A 16,018-nucleotide genomic window follows, 5' to 3' on the forward strand; every position below is an offset into this window, starting at 1 on the left:
GTTCAGCACTCGACGCAATGCGGCGCAGCCGCGAGCATCGAGTGCTGAACGACCACGCAAAGGGGGGCCAAAACCCGCGCGGCCGAAGGCCGCGCCAAAATTACAGCATGAGTAGTGTTGCCGCGTATGCCATGGCCGGGCCCGATGCCGCGTTCGAGAAGGTCACCATCGAGCGCCGGGAACTGGGGCCGCACGATGTGCTGATCGATATCGCCTACGCCGGGATCTGTCATTCCGATATCCATACCGCGCGTAATGAATGGGGTGGCGCCGGATATCCATGCGTTCCGGGGCACGAAATCGCCGGTACGGTGGCGGCGGTCGGGTCGGCGGTGAGCCGTCATCAGGTCGGTGACCGGGTGGGGGTCGGTTGTATGGTCGATTCCTGCGGGGTGTGCGAACCGTGCCTCCAGGAGGAGGAACAGTACTGCCTGCGCGGTGCGGTGATGACCTACAACAGCCGCGTCCCCGAAGAGGTGCAGCCCGGCGGGCACACCCTGGGCGGTTACGCCACTCAGGTCGTGGTGACCGAGAACTTCGTGCTCGGAATTCCGGAGGGTATCGACCTGTCTGTGGCAGCGCCGCTGCTGTGCGCCGGGATCACCGTGTATTCGCCGCTGCGGCATTGGGAGGCCGGGCCGGGTAAGCGGGTTGCGGTTATCGGAATGGGCGGTCTCGGGCATATGGCCGTGAAGATTGCCGCGGCGCTCGGTGCCGAGGTGTCGGTTCTCAGCCATTCCCTGAGCAAACAGGAAGACGGGAAACGATTCGGCGCCCAGCACTACTACGCCACCAGCGATAAACAGATCTTCCGGGATCTGCGCAGCCACTTCGACCTGATCATCAACACCGTTTCCGCCGATCTGCCGATCAACGACTATATGAAACTGCTGCGCCTGGACGGCACGCTCGTCGTGCTGGGGCTGCCGGAGCAGCCGCTGACGGTGCAGCCGAAGGTGTTGGCCGGGCGGCGGCGGTCGCTGGCCGGGTCGATGATCGGCGGTATCGCGCAAACACAGGAAATGCTGAATTTCTGCGCCGCTCACGGAATCGGTGCGGAAATCGAGGTTATTTCCGCGGACGAGATCGACGGTGCCTATGAGCGGGTTGTGGCCAGTGATGTGCGGTACCGATTCGTGATCGATACCGCGACCATATGATGCCCGGCCCGGGGTGAATTCGGCCGGCCCCGGGCGCCTGGATCGACCGCTGTCGAACAATGTGGGCTTCTCCACGGAGGCCTTTCTCCACATGTGGAGAAGCCTGTGGAAAACCCCGCCGGGCTTGTGGATGGGCGGGCGTAGTTGTGGATGGATTTCCGAGGGCATTCGAGGGCCGAGACCGTGAATCTATTGATTCGATGACCGATGGATAACGGCCGGGGCGCGATTTCCGCCCCGGCTTTTTCTCGCTTTCCGTACGGGAAAACGACCTGTCAGCGGGTTGTTTCGGCCGCCGTTGCCGTGCACCGCCGGCCCACCGCTGTGACGCGGGCGTGACCGTGGCCGGCGTCTGGATAACGAATCCACAGGTCAGGCCGCAGGTTGTGCTCAGGCGTCACCCCCCCTGTGGATAACTGGGGAAGCCTGTGGATAACTTCTCCACCCGCAGGTAGTAGCGCGGCTCGACCGAATAAATCCTCCCGGCGCCCGCCGACTTGGGAGACACTTGAGCCATGGCTTCGCCCGATCCGAACGCGCCCAGCGGCGCCGCCGAGTCTTACGAGGCCCTGCAAGGTTTTGGCCCGCGTGGTCGTTCAGCGCTCGATGCAATGCGGCGCAGCCGCGAGTGTCGAGTGCTGAACGACCACGCCAAGGGGGGCCGAAACCCGCGCCGCCGAAGGCGGCGCAAATAAACACAGGAGGCTCGTTGGACGACCAGTGGCAGGGCACCGGGCCCGGGCGGCCGGGTGGCGGCGGGCGTGTGCTCGTCACCGTGTTCGCCGTCGTGCTGGCACTCGGGGCTCTTTTCGGGTACCGGGGTGAGCTGCCCGGGCTCGCCCGCCCGGGGCCGGATGTGGCGGTGGCTCCGGCACGGCCGATGCCGCGGCCGCCGATGGACACCGACGACGTCACCCGGGACGTCTCGCCGGTGCTGGTGAACATCACCGCCACCACCCGGGCGTTCGGGGCGGCAGCGGCCGGATCGGGCATCGTTCTCACCGGCGACGGCCAGGTGCTGACCAGTCATCATGTCGTCAAGGGTGCGAAAGCCGTCCAGGTCAGCCGGGTCGCGGACGGGGCGGTGTACAACGCCCAGGTCCTCGGGTACGACGCCCGCGCCGATATCGCGTTGCTCTCGCTCACCGGAGCCGCCGGCCTGGCGTCCGCCCGGATCGGCAGCTCGTCCGATCTGCGGGTCCGGGACGAGGTCGTGGCGATCGGCAATGCCGGTGGCAGCGGTACCGCCACCGCCGTTCCCGGCCGGGTCAGCGATCTGGACAGCACGATCATGGCGGTGAACGAACAGGATTTCTCGCGCCAGGCGCTCACCGGGATGCTGGAGATCGAGGCGCCCGTCACCTCCGGGCAGTCCGGGGGTGCGCTGGCCGATCACACCGGTGCGGTGGTCGGCGTGATCGCCGCGGCCTCCGGGGAGCGGGAGCCGCCGCCGGGAGATGCCGCCGACCCACCGAACGGGTACGCGGTCCCGATCGATGCGGCCATGCGGGTGGTGCGCCAGATCCGGTCGGGAACGCCCACCGAATCGGTGCATATCGGCCCCGCCGCGACCCTCGGTGTGGTGATTTCCGATGCGAGCCCGCGCGGTGCGCGCATCGATATGGCGATCCCGGGACTACCCGGCCAGAGCGCGGGGCTGGCCAGCGGTGAGATCGTGACCTCCATCGACGGCCGGGCGGTTACCAGCGCCCGGGCGCTGCGCACGGCCATCGATACGCGCCGGCCGGCCGAGGTGGTGCGGTTGGGGGTGCTGGAAACCGACGGTGACAAGCGGGTCGTATCGGTGCGGTTGGCGCCTGGATAGGGCCCGCCCGCGGCCGGTGATCAGAACAGCGACAGCCAGTAGTCCTGGAATCGCAGGAACACCAGCACCAGCACCAGCGCGTAGAACACGGCCACGAAGGTCCAGCGCCATTCGGCGACCACCCGCAGCGCCCCGCGGTCGTTACCCCACAGCTGTCCGGTGAGCACCGCGAGCAGCGGGGTGATGATCGCCCAGACCACCATGCAGTACGGGCACAGCGCGTTGATCCGGTACAGGCTCTGGAAGATCAGCCAGCAGATGAACAGGGTGCCCGCCGCCGTCCCCAGCCACAGACCCGCCCAGACCCAGCGGGGCAGGCCGACCCCGGCGACCGACAGCACCGCCAGCGTGACGACCACCGAGAACCCGACCACGCCGATGATCGGGTTCGGGAACCCCAGGACTTGCGCCTGATCGGTGACCATCACCGACCCGCAGGACAGCACCGGGTTGAGGCTGCACGACGGGACATACCCGGGTTCGCTGAGCAGTTTGAAATCTTCGACCAGCAGGACCAGCGACGCCACCCAGCCGGCCAGGCCGGTCAGGAGCATGATCCAGGCGGCCCGCGGCGAGGTCGTGATCACCGGCCCGCAGCCGCCTGGATCGCGGTGGTCAAGGCAGCGGTGTCGAAACCGGTCTTGTCCTGGTTGAGGGTGAGATTCACCTGCTCACCGTTGACGAACACGGTCGGCGTTCCATCGATACCCTCGGCCAACGACTGGTCCGACATCTCCGCGACGTAGTCGTTGTAGGTGCCGTCGCTGATGCACTTGTCGACCGCGGGGTCGGTGTAACCGGCCTGGTGCGCGATATCGATGAGCTGCTCGTCCGACAGGCCCGCCCCGCCCTCGGGCGGCTGATTCCGGAACATCAGCTCCAGCCAGTCCGGGTATTTTTCGGTGCCCTGGTCCGCGACGCAGTAGGACGCGTTCGCCGAACGGGTGGAGTAGTTGGTGCTGGACATCTTGTCCAGATACCCGACGATGTTGTATTCGATCTGCGCGGTGCCGTCGGCCACCGACTGCTTCAGTAGCTCGCTGTGATCGGCTTCGAATTGCTGACAGACCGGGCACTGCATATCGGCGACGATGCGTACCGTCGCGGGGGCCTCGGGCTGCCCGATCCGGATGGCGCCGTTCTCGGTGGCCGCGGCCGGTACCGGTCCGTCGTAGTCGGAACCGGAGTTGCGCACGGCCAACCCGATCCCGATCGCGGCCACCAGTGCCACCAGGACCGCGGTGACGCCGACCTGTATCGCGATCTTGCGATTGCGTTCCGCGCGCTGGGCTGCCGCCAGCGGATTCGGCCGCCCGGGTTTCTTGCTCACCGTGCGTTCACCACGCCTTTCGCTACCTGGATGCCCCACCCGGTGGTAGGCCCGGCGGGGGCGGCCGGATACCCGGCGCACCGCCCCCATCATTGCCCGGCTTGCTGAGAGTTTCCACAACCCGCCGCGTGCGGTCCGGTCAGGCGCGCTCTAGGCGGCGTAATTCGGCCGCCGGATCGAACGTGGGGGGCGGCCAGTTCAGGTCCAGTCCGCGCATGGCTTCGATCAGCAGTTCGGTGACGGCCAGCCGGGCGTACCATTTCGCATCGGCCGGTACCACGTACCAGGGTGCGTACTCGGTGCCGGTGCGGTCCAGTATCGCCTGGTAGGCCTGCTGGTAGGCGGGCCAGTAGCCGCGTTCGTCGATATCGCCGGGGCTGAACTTCCAGTATTTGTCGGGTCGCTGCAGGCGTTGCCGCAGCCTGGCCTTCTGTTCGTCCAGGGAGACGAACAGCGCGACCTTCACCAGCGTCGTACCGTTGTCCACCAGTTCCCGTTCGAACCGGTTGATCTCCTCGTAGCGTCCCTGCCAGACCTCCTCGGGGACCAATCCGTGCACCCGCGCGACCAGCACGTCTTCGTAGTGCGACCGGTCGAACACGCCCAGCTGCCCACCGCGGGGCAGGGCGCGGCGGATCCGCCACAGAAAGTGGTGCTGTTTCTCCTCCTCGGTGGGCACACCGAAGGCGGCGTGGTCCACGCCCTGCGGGTCCACCGAGCCGATCACGTGGCGCACGATCCCGCCTTTGCCGGCGGTATCCATTCCCTGCAGGACCAGCAGCACGCTGCGCCGATCACCGGAGCGCCCGTTGGCGTAGAGCTTCTCCTGTTCGCCGGCCAGTACCCGGCCGCGTTCGGTGAGCAGCCGTTTACCCGCCGGCTTGTCGCCCTGGAAACCGGGTCGGGCGGAGGTGTCGAGGCCGGCGATCCGCAGGCCGTCGGCGCGCAGTGCCCGGCTCGCGGGTTCGTTCCAGTACTCGGCCATCGCAGCAGTATCACAGGCGGGGCGTTCTGGCGCGGATACCGGCCAGACCGAGCAGTTTCCCGGCGAATTCGGTATCGCCGACCGGGTCCAGGATCAGGACGTCGGCGGTGGTCAGCAGATAGCGTCCGTCACCGCGGATATCCAGCCAGCTGCGATGCCGGGTGGGCGGCGACATCGGATCGTCCGGGGCGACGGTGACGGTGAGGAAACCCCGGGAATCCACCGGTTCCCGCAGTGTTTTCCGGAACAGCGCCGCGTCACCGGCTGCGTCGCGACCGGGAATCGGCGCATCGGTGAGTACTGCTTCCTGCGGTTCGCGCAGCGGTCCGTGGGTGCCGCGGCGGGCCGAACCGATCAGCGCGACCAGCCGGCCACCGAGCTCGTGCGCTTGGCACATCTGCACGGTGACTCTGGTGGCGGTGGCGTGTAGGACGGCGGCGTGGTGCTCTATCACGGCGGCGAAGCCGAGGATCTGCTCGGTTTCCGGCGATTCGCCGTTACGGGGGAGCACCGAGCGTTCTCCGGAGAGGGTGACGGCGGTGGCGTCCGGGCGGGCGCAGAGCATGAGCGCGGCTGCCAGATCGGGGTCGGCCTGTCTGGCGAACCGCTGGGGTAATCGCAGGGCGGCCAGTTCGGATTCGGTGCGGACAACGCTGGCCGGTGCCAGGTTCACCGGGTAGGGCCGGCGCTCCAGGCCCGTCTCGGCGGCCCAGACGTAACTGAATTCGTCGGGGGTGAATATCCATTTCACCGGTGCGGGCTCCCACGATCGGCGCCGGTGGACGTATCGGGGAACCTGGGCACCCGATCCCCGGAAGCCGGGAGTGTGGACAGGTAGATGGTGGTCATCGCCTCCTGCGCGTCGGCCGTGGCCGCGGCCGAGGCGATATCGTGGTCCATCCGCCGCCGGCCGCCGTGAACGGCCTCGGCCGCCGGGTCGTCGAGCGGGCGGTACGGTTGCGGAGCGACCAGCGCGGCCCGCAGTGTTTGCGCCGCATCGGAATTACCCGTCATGATCCGCTGCAGCGCCCGGCAGACATTGTGGGTCGCCTCACCGGTGCGGATGAAATCCTGGGTGGCCTGCCACGCGGCGGTCGCCGTGTGTCCGGACCAGCCGCCGAATTCCCGGCGCGCGGTGTCGGCGAAGGTCGCGAAGGCTGCGGCCACGGCGTCGGCGTTCGATTTCCAGGCAGTGGCCGATGCGCCGAGGGCGGTGGGGTCGAGTACCTCGTGGACGCGGTCCCAGATCTCCTGATGGGTGAAGCTGCCGAAGCATTCGCGTTCGGGCGCGAAAGGCGGATCCAGTTCGGCGAATTCAGCCATTTCCACTCCCTTCGGCTTGCGCGGCGACGGCGAGCGCGGCCCGGTTCGCGAGATCGGCCTCGGTGAGCCGGCCCGCGGCCGCCAGATAGGCCGCTTTGAACCGGAGGGCGGTTTCCTGCAATGCCGTGAGGGTGTCCAGGTACTCGATGGACTTACCGGCGAAGCCGGCGGCGAGGGCGTGCCCGGTGGGCAGATCGGGAAAACCCGCGGTACCGGGGGCCGCGGCGAGTTGCCGGCCCCCGGCCCGGGCCGCTTCCAGATCCGAGACCAGCGCATCGCAGGCGGCCGCGAGGCGCAGGGCGACATCGTCGGTGAGGGTGAAGGAATCCGTGCCGCCGGCCGTGGCCGCGGCGTACAACCGCCGGGCCACACCCTGGCCCAGTTCCGGGAGCGACATCTGGAATCTCCCTTCCGGACCGGTGGTACGACCCGTGACTCTACCGACGGGTAGCCCGCGGTGCCCGCGAAGACCTGCCGTGGCGGGGGATCGCACTGTGAAATGGCGCACGAGACAGGTGTTTTGCACAGCGCGGCCGCGTCGCCGCGTCAGACCCCGCTGTTCGAGGTGGCGGACCGTCCCTCGTGCCGCGGGGCGCCGGCCGCCGGCTTCACCGCGGTGAGGTACTGCAGGAACCGGTGCATCTGCTGATCGATATCGACCAGCCCGGCCGCGGCGAACAGATCGGGGAAGGTCTGGCCGCCGAACATGCGCAAACCGCTGACCGCGGCGGTGCGCCGGGTCAATTCGCCGAACGCGTTATCGGGGCGGTAGCTGGTGGTGACCGCCAGCCGGCCACCCGGGGCCAGCACCCGGATCATCTCCCGGGCCGCGTCCAGTGGGTCGGGGATCAGGTACAAAGCGCCGAAACAGCAGACGGCATCGAAGGTGCCGTCCGCGAACGGCAGATACCGGGCGTCGCCGCGCACATAACCTGCCCGCGGCCCGGCATTGTCGGCCAGTGCGCGGGCCAGCATCGGCGGTGAGTAATCGATACCGGTCACATATCCGTCCGCGGGCACGTGCTCGCTGAGATAACGCGTGAAATTACCCGGTCCGCAGGCGATATCCAGAACGCGCCGGGCTGTGCCCAGCCGCAGCGATTCCACCGCGAAGCGGCGATCGGCCCCGGTGCTGCGACCTGAGGCTAGGTAGAAAAGCGTGGGCCGCCAGGCCCGTTCGTACACCGCCGCCAGCGCCGGGGCGTTCATCGTGCGCCGGGCGAGATTCATACCAGCGGCTCCACATCGATGGTCATTCCGGCGGCCCGCAGGCGTTCGGTCAGGACATCGCCCATGGCGGCGGCCGGGGTGAGGATGCCCGCGATATCCGGTTTCGGGTCGAACGCCAGCGCCAGCCCGCTCTCGCCGAGCAGGACCGCGGTCGCCTTGTAACCCGGATCGCCCTGGCCGGCGAAGGTCGCGAGATAGCGTGCGCCCGAGGTGGTGCGGGTATAGGTGCGCATCCGGAACCAGCCGTTCTCCCGGGTCCGCTCGCCGGGACCGGTACCGGGCGCGGGCAGGATCCGGTCCAGCAAGGCGCGGCCGGCGCGGAACCGGGACAGCAGGCCACCGGCCGCGATACCCGCCACCACACCGCCGGAGATACCGGCCGCAACCACGGGCGCCAGCCGCGAATTACCCGCGCCCATGGTTTCGCGGTAGCGGAAGTTCTTGCCGTACACCCAGCCGAGCAGGCCGTTGCTGCGGCGCACGATCTTCGTGTTGTGGGCGGCCATGACGAATGTGCCCACCCAGCCGTTCAGACTCGGGTCGATCTCGCGGGCCCGTTCCAGGACGAGATCGGATTGCCGGCCGACCTCGGGATCCATGGATTTATCGGGGCTCAGCGAATACGGATGGCTCAGGACCGCGCCCTTGGATTTGTCCGCGGCGACAGCCTCCATCATCGCGCGCCCCGAATCGATCGTGCCGCCGCTCACCCCGCCGCGCAGGGTGGCGATCAGCGTGGTATCGCCGAGTTCGCCGGTATTGTCCGCGACCGTACGACGGTAGAGCTGGTAGACACTCAGATCCGACGGCACCGAATCGTAGCCGCAGGAATTCACGATCTTGGCGCCGGTGCGCGCGGCCTCGTCGTGATACGAGTCGATCGCCTCCCGGATGAACAGCGGTTCACCGGTCAGGTCCGCGTAATGCGTGCCGGCTTTCGCGCAGGCGGCGACCATCGGCATCCCGTACCGCAGATACGGGCCCACCGTAGTGATCACCGCGGTGGTGCGGGCGGCCAGCGCGTCCAGGGAATCCTGGTCGGTACTGTCGGCCACCACCAGACCCCACTCGTGCGCGCCGATCTCGTCGCGGACGGCCGCGAGCTTGTGTTCGGAGCGCCCCGCCAGCGCGATCCGCGCCGTCGCTGGGGCGGCGCCCAACAGGTACTGGGCGGTGAGTTTGCCGACGAAACCGGTCGCGCCGAAAACGACCAGGTCGAATTCGCGTGTATCCGTCATGAAATGAACCCCTCGTGGATGTGCTGTCGTGGACGCGGTCAGCCGGTGCGGCGCCTACCGCGTTTGCGCGGCCGGCGCCGGTCCAGCCATTCCCGGTGGATCCGGCCGAGTTCGGTGACCGGCTCGTCGCCGTACAACCATTCCCGGGCGATCCGATGCCAGTTCGCCGTGGCCTCCAACTGTCCCAGCATCCCGAAGGTCAGGAAATCGGCGCGCCGCGAGAACAGATGTTCCGGGGGTAGATTCTGCTGTTTCATCCCGGTGAATTCGCTCGAGCGCGGGTCGACGGCGAGGAGGAACGCACCGCTGGCCAATTCCGGGGTGATGGTGAGTTCCTGGTCCACCAGACACCATTCGGATGCCGAGAGCACATATTCCAGGCATTCCTCGACGCCGATCTCGTCGGTCGAATCGATGACCCCGCGCTGGACCATCAGATCCCGCAGATCCGCACCGCGATCCTCCGCGGCCGCACACAGGCAGATCGCCTCGAACCGCACATGTTCCGGATCCATCCGGTTGAACAGCCCGAAATCCAGGAAACCGACCCGGCCGTCCTCGGCGAGCAGGACATTCCCGGGATGTGGGTCGCCACAGAATTCGTTGAACGTGAAAAGCGAACCCACATAGAAGCGGTAGATGATCTCGCCGACGCGGTCGCGTTCGGCCCGCGGCATGGCGCGAATATCCTCGAAGGCCGTTCCGGCCAGATATTCGGTGACCAGCACCCGCTGCGTACTGTGCTCGAGCACCGGCTGTGGAACCACGATGAACGGGTGGCCGGCGTAGAGCGCCGCGATATCGCGCTGGGTTTCGGCCTCGATGTGATAGTCGAGCTCGGATTCCATGTTCAGCCGCAGCTCGTCGAGTACCGCGGGGGTCACCCAGGGCATGGCCGACTGCAGGACCCGCCGGAACATGGTCAGATTCTTGAGGTCGGCCCGCACGGCGGCATCGATCCCCGGGTACTGCACCTTCACCGCGACCTGCCGGCCGTCGTGCAACCGCGCCAGATACACCTGCCCGATCGAGGCGGCGGCGATCGCCTCCGGTTCGAACTCGGCGAACACCGCGTCCAGCGGCTGCCCGTAGTCCTCCTCGATCACCGCGCGCATCGCCTCGAACGACACCGACGGCGCGGCATTACGCAGAACCGCCAGCCGTTTCTGGAATCGCTCGCGGTGATCCGGCGGGACCAGGTCGAGATCGAGCACCGACATCATCTGGCCCAGCTTCATGGCCACGCCCTTCATGGTGCCCAGCACCATGACCAGCTGTTCGGTACTGCGCAGAATCGACTCCTCGGCCATCCGCGCCCGCACCGCCTCCGAGCGGCCGCGCATCGAGAGCCGGGCGCGCTGGGTGCGCACCATCGACCCCGCGGCGACCGCGCCCAGTTTGGTGCCGCGGGCCAGCCGGGAAGTCGGCACTTGTTTCGCCATCGAGGTACCTCCGTTGGTGCCGACGCGCGCCTACGGTGGCCGGAGAACTCAGCCGGTTCTCCGCCGCCGCACGGCAATCAGACTAGCCAAACCGGCGGGGTTGTCGAGCCCGGCGAGCCGGGTGGCTCAGACGGCCTGGTCGCCGGAGGGGATCGGCGGCAGCACGTGTTCCTGGGCGCCGAACTTGTCGCGTGAACCGCCGGCGCGGGCCATCCCCTCGATGGCGCTCCACACCATCATGGTGAGGTAGTCGATCACCTCGTCGCGATCCATCGACTGGTTGGTGGTCCACCAGTGGGTGGCGAGCTGGATACCGCCGACGATCACGTACGACCACAGCATCACCCCCTCGGTTTCGATACCGAGGGCGCTGCCGCGTTCGGTGATGGCGGCCGCCACCACCTCGGCGAACAGCCGCTCGAAATCGGCCAGCGAGGACGGGTCACCGGAACCGGTGCCCATGATGAACCGGTAGACCTCGGGGTCTTCGTCGACCGCACCCACGTATTCGGCCAGCGCGGAACGCACCAGCTGGTACTCGTCGGCGTCCAAACTGATCGCCCCGTACACCCGGGGCATCAGGGTGATCTCGATGAACCGCTGCATAGCGGCATTGACCAGATCGTTCTTATCGGCGAAATAGCGGTACAGGACGGTTTTGGAGACGCCGATCTCGGCGGCGATCTCGTCCATCCCGGCACTACCGCCGCGGGTACGCACCGCCGCCAGCGTGCCGTCGACGAGTTCCTCCCGCCGATTGATCTTGTGCTGGCGCCAGCGGCGTTTCCGCCCGTCGGTCCGCGGGGCACGCACCGGCGCCGATCGATCGGCGGGATTCCCGATATCGAGCAGGTCATCGGTGGACAGCGTGGGCTCCTAGGTCCGTACGGTTCGGTGCCTCCACTGTAGGCTGTGTTATTTCGGCGCGCTGGCGCGCGCGGGTTTTGGCCCCTTTGGTCCATGCGTTCAGCACGCGATACTCGCGCCTGCGGCGCATTGTCTCGCGTGCTGAACGCATGGACGGGCCAAAACCTCTGAGGGCCTCGCTGGACTCGGTGGCCGCCGTTGGTCACGTTCACGTGGTTCGTTCCAGGGGAAGCCTTGATCTCCCCCTTTTCCAAGCATCCGTATGGGTCACGACTCCGGGGTGGGGCCCGCCCGGTTCTGGAGCGACGGAGCGGGGGAGCGAAGCGGAGGAGCGGAGGAGTGAAGAACCGGGCCTCCAAGGGCCCCACCCTCGAGACGCGGAGCGTCTCCAAAATTACAGCCCGCCCCTTCGCGGATGCTCCACTGCGAGAGACGGAGGGTCTACTCCGAGACCGGCATCACGAGCCCCCCACCCCCGCGCTGCCGGAGCCGCCGGCGAACAAACAGCAGAATGGGGGGTATGCAGAAAGCGACCGGCAGCAGTGCGGTGCTCGATTCCGCTCCCGCGACTCCCGGCCCCGGCGGTTCGGCGCAACCACCGGGCGTCTTCTCGACACTCACCGATGACGCGGCCAAACGGCGTGACCTGCGGCGGATGAAGGTCGTGGCCACCGGGCTGCTGGCGGTGGCGACCGTCATCTACCTGGTGTGCCGCTGGCTGGAGTCACGCGGTGGTGCCGGTGACTGGGTGGGCTATGTGCGGGCCGCGTCGGAGGCGGGGATGGTGGGCGCGCTGGCCGACTGGTTCGCGGTGACGGCGTTGTTCAAGCATCCGCTGGGCCTGCCGATTCCGCATACCGCGATCATCCGGCGTAAGAAAGACCAGCTCGGCGCCAGTCTGGGCAACTTCGTCGGCACCAATTTCCTCTCGCCGGAGGTGGTCACCGCGAAGGTGAACTCCGCCCAGATCCCGTGGCGGGTAGGGCGCTGGATGGCGAATCCGGCCAATGCCGCGCGGGTGGCGGACGAGAGTTCGACGATTCTGCGTGCGGTGGTCGGAGTGCTCCGGGACGAAGACGTGGAGCAGGTGATCGATAACACGATCGTGAAACGGATCGCCGAACCGCAGTGGGGTCCGCCGATCGGCCGGGTGCTGGCCGAACTGCTGGCCGACAACCGCCAGCTGCCGCTGGTGGATCTGCTGGCCGAGCGCGCCCACCAGTGGGCGCTGGGTAGTCAGGAGACGGTCGACCGGATCGTCATGGGGGAGGCCCCGCAGTGGGCGCCGAAGTTCGTGAACGTGCTGCTCTCGGAGAAGGTGTACCGCGAGCTCGTCGAATTCACCTGGAAGGTGCGTTCGACCCCGGATCACGAGGTCCGGCTGGCTGCGAACCGGTTCCTCGAGGAATTCGCCCATGACCTGCAGTACGACGAGGCGATGATCGCCAAGGCGGAGCGGATCAAAACCCAGATCATGGGGCGGGAGGAGATCACCGGCCTGGCCGAGGCCACCTGGCGGGCGGCCAAGCGGCTGATCCTGGAATCCGCCGACGATCCGGACAGCACGTTGCGCCGGAAGGTGGCGGAGAACGTGCAGCAGCTGGGTGAGCGGTTGCGCGACGATACCGATGCCCGCGCCAAGGTGGACGGGTGGATCGAACGCGGGGCCCGCTATCTGGCCGCCAACTATGCCGACGAGATCGCCACCATCGTCAGCGATACCGTCGCCCGCTGGGATGCGGAAGAGGCCAGTAAGAAGATCGAGGTCCAGGTGGGTCGTGACCTGCAGTTCATCCGTATCAACGGCACGGTGGTGGGCAGTCTCGCGGGTCTGTTGATCTACACCGTCTCCCATCTGATGTTCGGCGGATGACGCCGGCGCGGGAGTATTCGGATTCTGCTAGCAGAAGTGCTTGCTATTGCTAGCACCCTGTTCTATCGTTGCGTACGTACAAGCCAGAAGGTGAGTGATGGCCGAAGAGCCCCACGTTTCCGCTCAGTACACCGACGATCCGGCGGCCACCGCCGGCGGCGGCGACAAGGCAGCCCGCGTGGTGAACGCGGCGCAGGACATCGGCGGGTTCATCCGGGCACAACGCGAGGCCGCGCAGGTCTCGCTGCGACAGCTCGCCCAGCTGGCGGGGGTCAGCAACCCGTATCTCAGCCAGATCGAGCGCGGTTTGCGAAACCCCTCCGCCGAAGTGCTCACGCAGATCGCCAAGGCGCTGCGGGTCTCTTCGGAGGTGTTGTACGTGCGCGCCGGCTTCCTAGAGCAGCGGGCGCACAGTCCCGTCCGGGATGCCCTGCTGGCCGATACCGCGATCAGCGAGCGGCAGAAGCAGGTCCTCCTGGACATCTACGAATCGTTCCGCCGGGAGAACGGGCCGGAGGAAACGATCGCCCGGGACAGCGTTGTTCCACCACCGAACACCGACGCTCCGCCACGCCAGGAGAACGATAAATGACCGAGAAGAACACCACTGTGAAACCGCTGTTCGCCACCGTCGGTGCCACGGACGCCGTCTACGCCGCTGTTCTCGACGCGGTGACCCAGGTGCGGGAACGCGCCACCGACGTCAACGGCCGTGTCGACGAGGCCCGCGAGCGGTTCGCCGGCCTGCCCGCCGATGTGCAGACCCAGTTCGAGCAGATCCGGGCGCGGCTTTCCGAGCTGCCCTCGGAACTGCCCGAGGATCTGGCCGAGCTGCGCGAGAAGTTCACTTCCGAGGAGCTGCGCAAACTGGCCGAGCAGTACTACCGCCAGGTGCTCGACCTCTACTCCGATCTGGCCGTCCGCGGTGAGGAAACCGTGGAGCGGCTGCGCGCGAACCATCTGGTCGAAGAGCAGGTGGGCCGGGTCGAGAGCCTCTACAAGGACGCCAGCGGCCGGGCCGAGGAAGTGATCGACCGGGTGTCGGGCCTGATCGCCCGGTCCGGCAAGACTCCGGCGGAGGCTGCGCCGGTGGTGGAGGCGGAAGCTCCTTCCGCACCCGACGTCGTCGACGCCGAAGTGGTGGAGCCGGCCCCCGCGCCCGAACCGGCTCCGGCTCCGGAACCGGCGAAGAAGGCGCCCGCGGCCAAGAAGACCGCCGCGAAGAAGACGCCGGCCAAGAAAGCCGCCCCCAAGTCGGTCTGACCTGCCGATGTGGGCTCGCGCCCCCGTGCACCTGTGGTGTACGGGGGCGCTGCTCCTATCATGGTGGGGTGCAGCAGGTGTATGGCTTGACCGGGTGGATCATGGCCGCGCTGTGGCTACTGGCGATCAGCGCGACTGTGTTCGCGCTGGTGCATGCCGTGCGCCAGCGTTCGGACGCGTTCACCGCGGTCGACAAACTGACGAAACCGATTTGGCTGGGCATTCTCGGCGCGGCCGCGCTGCTGATGCTGCTCAGTTTCCCCTCGCTGGGGTTGCTGGCGTTCATCGCCATTATCGCGACCGGTATCTACCTCGCCGATGTGCGGCCGAAGGTGGACGAGGTTCAGCGCGGTCCCCGCTGGTAGGTGTCCGGCTGGCGAGGTCCACTCCTGCGCGTTACTGTGTCAGTTAGTAACACAAAGGAGTGTCGATGCGTGCGATGATGTCGGAATTCTGGGGCGCCCTCGCTCATCAAATCGATGGAATCTTCGAGGTGCACCGGGCCGGCCTGCGCAGCCGCGGCGGATACCGCAACCCCGCGCTCAACCCGCCGAGCACGGAACATCAGGTCATCGACGTGCGGGCCGCCGACGGAGCCCGGCTGCGCGTGCACGCCTACGGTCCGGAAGACGCGCAGCCCATGGTGTTGATCCACGGCTGGACCTGCTGCCTCGAATACTGGAACCCGCAGATCAACGCCTTCGCCGGGGAGTACCGGGTGATCGCCTTCGATCTGCGCGGGCACGGGGAAAGCGAATTCGGCCGGCCCGATCAGCTGGACTGCCACCTGCTCGCCGACGATCTCTGCGCGGTCCTCGACGCCGTGCTGCGGCCGGGGCAGCGGGCGGTGGTCGTCGGGCACAGCCTCGGCGCGATGACAGTGCAGGCATGGGCCGGAAAATATCCACAGCGAGTGCTCGATCAGGCCGTGGCAGTCGTGCTGGCCAACACCGGGCCGTATGCCCTGGTGGACGAGACCACCGTCGTGCCGTTCTTCAACCGGCCGCTACCGCTGCTGAACCGGAAGGTGCCGTTGCCGATGTGGCTCGGGCGGGGCGGTCTGAGTGCCCGGATCGTCTTCCCGCCGATCGCGCCGGTCCGCTGGGTGTTCGCGCGGCAGATCATGAGCCTGGACGCCGAACCGGAAACCATCGACTTCGGATTGAATATCGTGCGGTCCTGCCGCTCCTGGGTGCGGTCGGAATTCGGCCGGCTGCTGGCGGAGATGGATCTCGGCGATGCTGCCCGTCAACTGATGGTGCCGACCACCGTCGTCGCGGGTACGGCCGACGATATGACACCCGCCGTACACGCCGAGCAGATCGCGGAATGGCTGCGGGAAAGGGGCAACCTTGCCCGGTTCGTACTGCTGCCCACCGGGCATCTGGGCACTGTCGAAGCGATCGATCGCTTCAACGAGATCCTCGGTGAGGTGCTCGCCTCGGTGCGTGCGCCGGCCGAAGAAGCCGTCGGCTGACCGCG

Annotated in this window: 17 protein-coding genes; 7 read left to right on the forward strand and 10 right to left on the reverse strand. The window is 67.5% G+C overall.

Annotation, left to right across the window (positions count from 1 at the left end; translation table 11 throughout):
- Nucleotides 1-107 precede the first annotated feature (107 nt).
- Both ACFWPH_RS15150 and ACFWPH_RS15155 read left to right on the forward strand, forming a co-directional pair.
- Complete coding sequence (locus ACFWPH_RS15150) at nucleotides 108-1,160, forward strand: NAD(P)-dependent alcohol dehydrogenase (RefSeq protein WP_378751300.1); 1,053 nt, start codon at nucleotides 108-110, stop codon at nucleotides 1,158-1,160.
- Between the two features lie 709 nt (nucleotides 1,161-1,869).
- Nucleotides 1,870-2,985: a S1C family serine protease gene (locus tag ACFWPH_RS15155; RefSeq protein WP_378751302.1), complete on the forward strand. Its 1,116-nt coding sequence runs from the start codon at nucleotides 1,870-1,872 to the stop codon at nucleotides 2,983-2,985.
- A gap of 20 nt (nucleotides 2,986-3,005) precedes the next feature.
- Here the strand turns inward: ACFWPH_RS15155 and ACFWPH_RS15160 are convergent, their stop codons facing one another.
- From ACFWPH_RS15160 to ACFWPH_RS15205, 10 genes are all read right to left on the reverse strand, one after another.
- Entirely contained in the window at nucleotides 3,006-3,572 is a 567-nt protein-coding gene (locus ACFWPH_RS15160) for a vitamin K epoxide reductase family protein (protein ID WP_378751304.1), read from the reverse strand.
- Nucleotides 3,569-4,315: a DsbA family protein gene (locus ACFWPH_RS15165; RefSeq protein ID WP_378751306.1), complete on the reverse strand. Its 747-nt coding sequence runs from the start codon at nucleotides 4,313-4,315 to the stop codon at nucleotides 3,569-3,571. The genes ACFWPH_RS15160 and ACFWPH_RS15165 overlap by 4 nt, the downstream gene beginning before the upstream one ends.
- 139 nt (nucleotides 4,316-4,454) lie before the next feature.
- A complete protein-coding gene (locus ACFWPH_RS15170; protein WP_378751308.1) occupies nucleotides 4,455-5,300 on the reverse strand; it encodes a polyphosphate kinase 2 family protein in 846 nt (281 codons plus the stop codon).
- A gap of 10 nt (nucleotides 5,301-5,310) precedes the next feature.
- A complete protein-coding gene (locus ACFWPH_RS15175) occupies nucleotides 5,311-6,051 on the reverse strand; it encodes an ESX secretion-associated protein EspG (protein ID WP_378751310.1) in 741 nt (246 codons plus the stop codon).
- Nucleotides 6,048-6,623, reverse strand: a complete 576-nt coding sequence (locus ACFWPH_RS15180; RefSeq protein WP_378751312.1) for a hypothetical protein — start codon at nucleotides 6,621-6,623, stop codon at nucleotides 6,048-6,050. The genes ACFWPH_RS15175 and ACFWPH_RS15180 overlap by 4 nt, the downstream gene beginning before the upstream one ends.
- Nucleotides 6,616-7,020, reverse strand: coding sequence for a hypothetical protein (locus tag ACFWPH_RS15185; RefSeq protein ID WP_378751314.1), 405 nt, complete (start codon nucleotides 7,018-7,020; stop codon nucleotides 6,616-6,618). The genes ACFWPH_RS15180 and ACFWPH_RS15185 overlap by 8 nt, the downstream gene beginning before the upstream one ends.
- 149 nt (nucleotides 7,021-7,169) lie before the next feature.
- On the reverse strand, nucleotides 7,170-7,853 hold the full coding sequence (locus tag ACFWPH_RS15190; RefSeq protein ID WP_378751316.1) for a class I SAM-dependent methyltransferase: 684 nt from the start codon (nucleotides 7,851-7,853) through the stop codon (nucleotides 7,170-7,172).
- The gene (locus ACFWPH_RS15195; protein ID WP_378751318.1) at nucleotides 7,850-9,091 is read right to left on the reverse strand and encodes a saccharopine dehydrogenase family protein; all 1,242 of its coding nucleotides are present in this window, start codon (nucleotides 9,089-9,091) and stop codon (nucleotides 7,850-7,852) included. The genes ACFWPH_RS15190 and ACFWPH_RS15195 overlap by 4 nt, the downstream gene beginning before the upstream one ends.
- A 38-nt stretch (nucleotides 9,092-9,129) precedes the next feature.
- The gene (locus tag ACFWPH_RS15200) at nucleotides 9,130-10,533 is read right to left on the reverse strand and encodes an AarF/ABC1/UbiB kinase family protein (protein ID WP_280459827.1); all 1,404 of its coding nucleotides are present in this window, start codon (nucleotides 10,531-10,533) and stop codon (nucleotides 9,130-9,132) included.
- Nucleotides 10,534-10,659: 126 nt separating this feature from the next.
- A complete protein-coding gene (locus ACFWPH_RS15205; protein WP_378751321.1) occupies nucleotides 10,660-11,346 on the reverse strand; it encodes a TetR/AcrR family transcriptional regulator in 687 nt (228 codons plus the stop codon).
- Between the two features lie 574 nt (nucleotides 11,347-11,920).
- Between ACFWPH_RS15205 and ACFWPH_RS15210 the strand changes: the two genes are divergently transcribed.
- The 5 genes from ACFWPH_RS15210 to ACFWPH_RS15230 all read left to right on the forward strand — a co-directional run bounded on the left by ACFWPH_RS15210 (nucleotide 11,921) and on the right by ACFWPH_RS15230 (nucleotide 16,013).
- Nucleotides 11,921-13,273, forward strand: coding sequence for a DUF445 domain-containing protein (locus tag ACFWPH_RS15210; RefSeq protein WP_378751323.1), 1,353 nt, complete (start codon nucleotides 11,921-11,923; stop codon nucleotides 13,271-13,273).
- 97 nt (nucleotides 13,274-13,370) lie between these two features.
- Complete coding sequence (locus ACFWPH_RS15215) at nucleotides 13,371-13,865, forward strand: helix-turn-helix domain-containing protein (protein ID WP_378751325.1); 495 nt, start codon at nucleotides 13,371-13,373, stop codon at nucleotides 13,863-13,865.
- On the forward strand, nucleotides 13,862-14,536 hold the full coding sequence (locus tag ACFWPH_RS15220; RefSeq protein ID WP_378751327.1) for a heparin-binding hemagglutinin: 675 nt from the start codon (nucleotides 13,862-13,864) through the stop codon (nucleotides 14,534-14,536). Before ACFWPH_RS15215 ends, ACFWPH_RS15220 begins: the two co-directional genes overlap by 4 nt.
- A 101-nt stretch (nucleotides 14,537-14,637) precedes the next feature.
- On the forward strand, nucleotides 14,638-14,901 hold the full coding sequence (locus tag ACFWPH_RS15225) for a DUF2516 family protein (protein WP_378751764.1): 264 nt from the start codon (nucleotides 14,638-14,640) through the stop codon (nucleotides 14,899-14,901).
- Nucleotides 14,902-14,966: 65 nt separating this feature from the next.
- Nucleotides 14,967-16,013 carry an alpha/beta fold hydrolase gene (locus ACFWPH_RS15230; protein WP_378751329.1) on the forward strand — a complete coding sequence of 349 codons (1,047 nt, stop codon included), beginning with the start codon at nucleotides 14,967-14,969 and terminating at the stop codon, nucleotides 16,011-16,013.
- The last annotated feature ends 5 nt before the right edge of the window (nucleotides 16,014-16,018 follow it).

It is taken from the genome of Nocardia sp. NPDC058499 (assembly GCF_042719915.1).
GTDB lineage: Bacteria > Actinomycetota > Actinomycetes > Mycobacteriales > Mycobacteriaceae > Nocardia.

What these genes read in the sequence shown, in the direction of transcription:
- ACFWPH_RS15150 (WP_378751300.1), top strand. Translation starts at nt 108, where the DNA reads ATGAGTAGTGTTGCCGCGTATGCCATGGCCGGGCCCGATGCCGCGTTC.
- ACFWPH_RS15170 (WP_378751308.1), bottom strand. Translation starts at nt 5,300, where the DNA reads ATGGCCGAGTACTGGAACGAACCCGCGAGCCGGGCACTGCGCGCCGAC.
- ACFWPH_RS15180 (WP_378751312.1), bottom strand. Translation starts at nt 6,623, where the DNA reads ATGGCTGAATTCGCCGAACTGGATCCGCCTTTCGCGCCCGAACGCGAA.
- ACFWPH_RS15185 (WP_378751314.1), bottom strand. Translation starts at nt 7,020, where the DNA reads ATGTCGCTCCCGGAACTGGGCCAGGGTGTGGCCCGGCGGTTGTACGCC.
- ACFWPH_RS15190 (WP_378751316.1), bottom strand. Translation starts at nt 7,853, where the DNA reads ATGAATCTCGCCCGGCGCACGATGAACGCCCCGGCGCTGGCGGCGGTG.
- ACFWPH_RS15195 (WP_378751318.1), bottom strand. Translation starts at nt 9,091, where the DNA reads ATGACGGATACACGCGAATTCGACCTGGTCGTTTTCGGCGCGACCGGT.
- ACFWPH_RS15200 (WP_280459827.1), bottom strand. Translation starts at nt 10,533, where the DNA reads ATGGCGAAACAAGTGCCGACTTCCCGGCTGGCCCGCGGCACCAAACTG.
- ACFWPH_RS15210 (WP_378751323.1), top strand. Translation starts at nt 11,921, where the DNA reads ATGCAGAAAGCGACCGGCAGCAGTGCGGTGCTCGATTCCGCTCCCGCG.
- ACFWPH_RS15215 (WP_378751325.1), top strand. Translation starts at nt 13,371, where the DNA reads ATGGCCGAAGAGCCCCACGTTTCCGCTCAGTACACCGACGATCCGGCG.
- ACFWPH_RS15220 (WP_378751327.1), top strand. Translation starts at nt 13,862, where the DNA reads ATGACCGAGAAGAACACCACTGTGAAACCGCTGTTCGCCACCGTCGGT.
- ACFWPH_RS15225 (WP_378751764.1), top strand. Translation starts at nt 14,638, where the DNA reads ATGGCCGCGCTGTGGCTACTGGCGATCAGCGCGACTGTGTTCGCGCTG.
- ACFWPH_RS15230 (WP_378751329.1), top strand. Translation starts at nt 14,967, where the DNA reads ATGCGTGCGATGATGTCGGAATTCTGGGGCGCCCTCGCTCATCAAATC.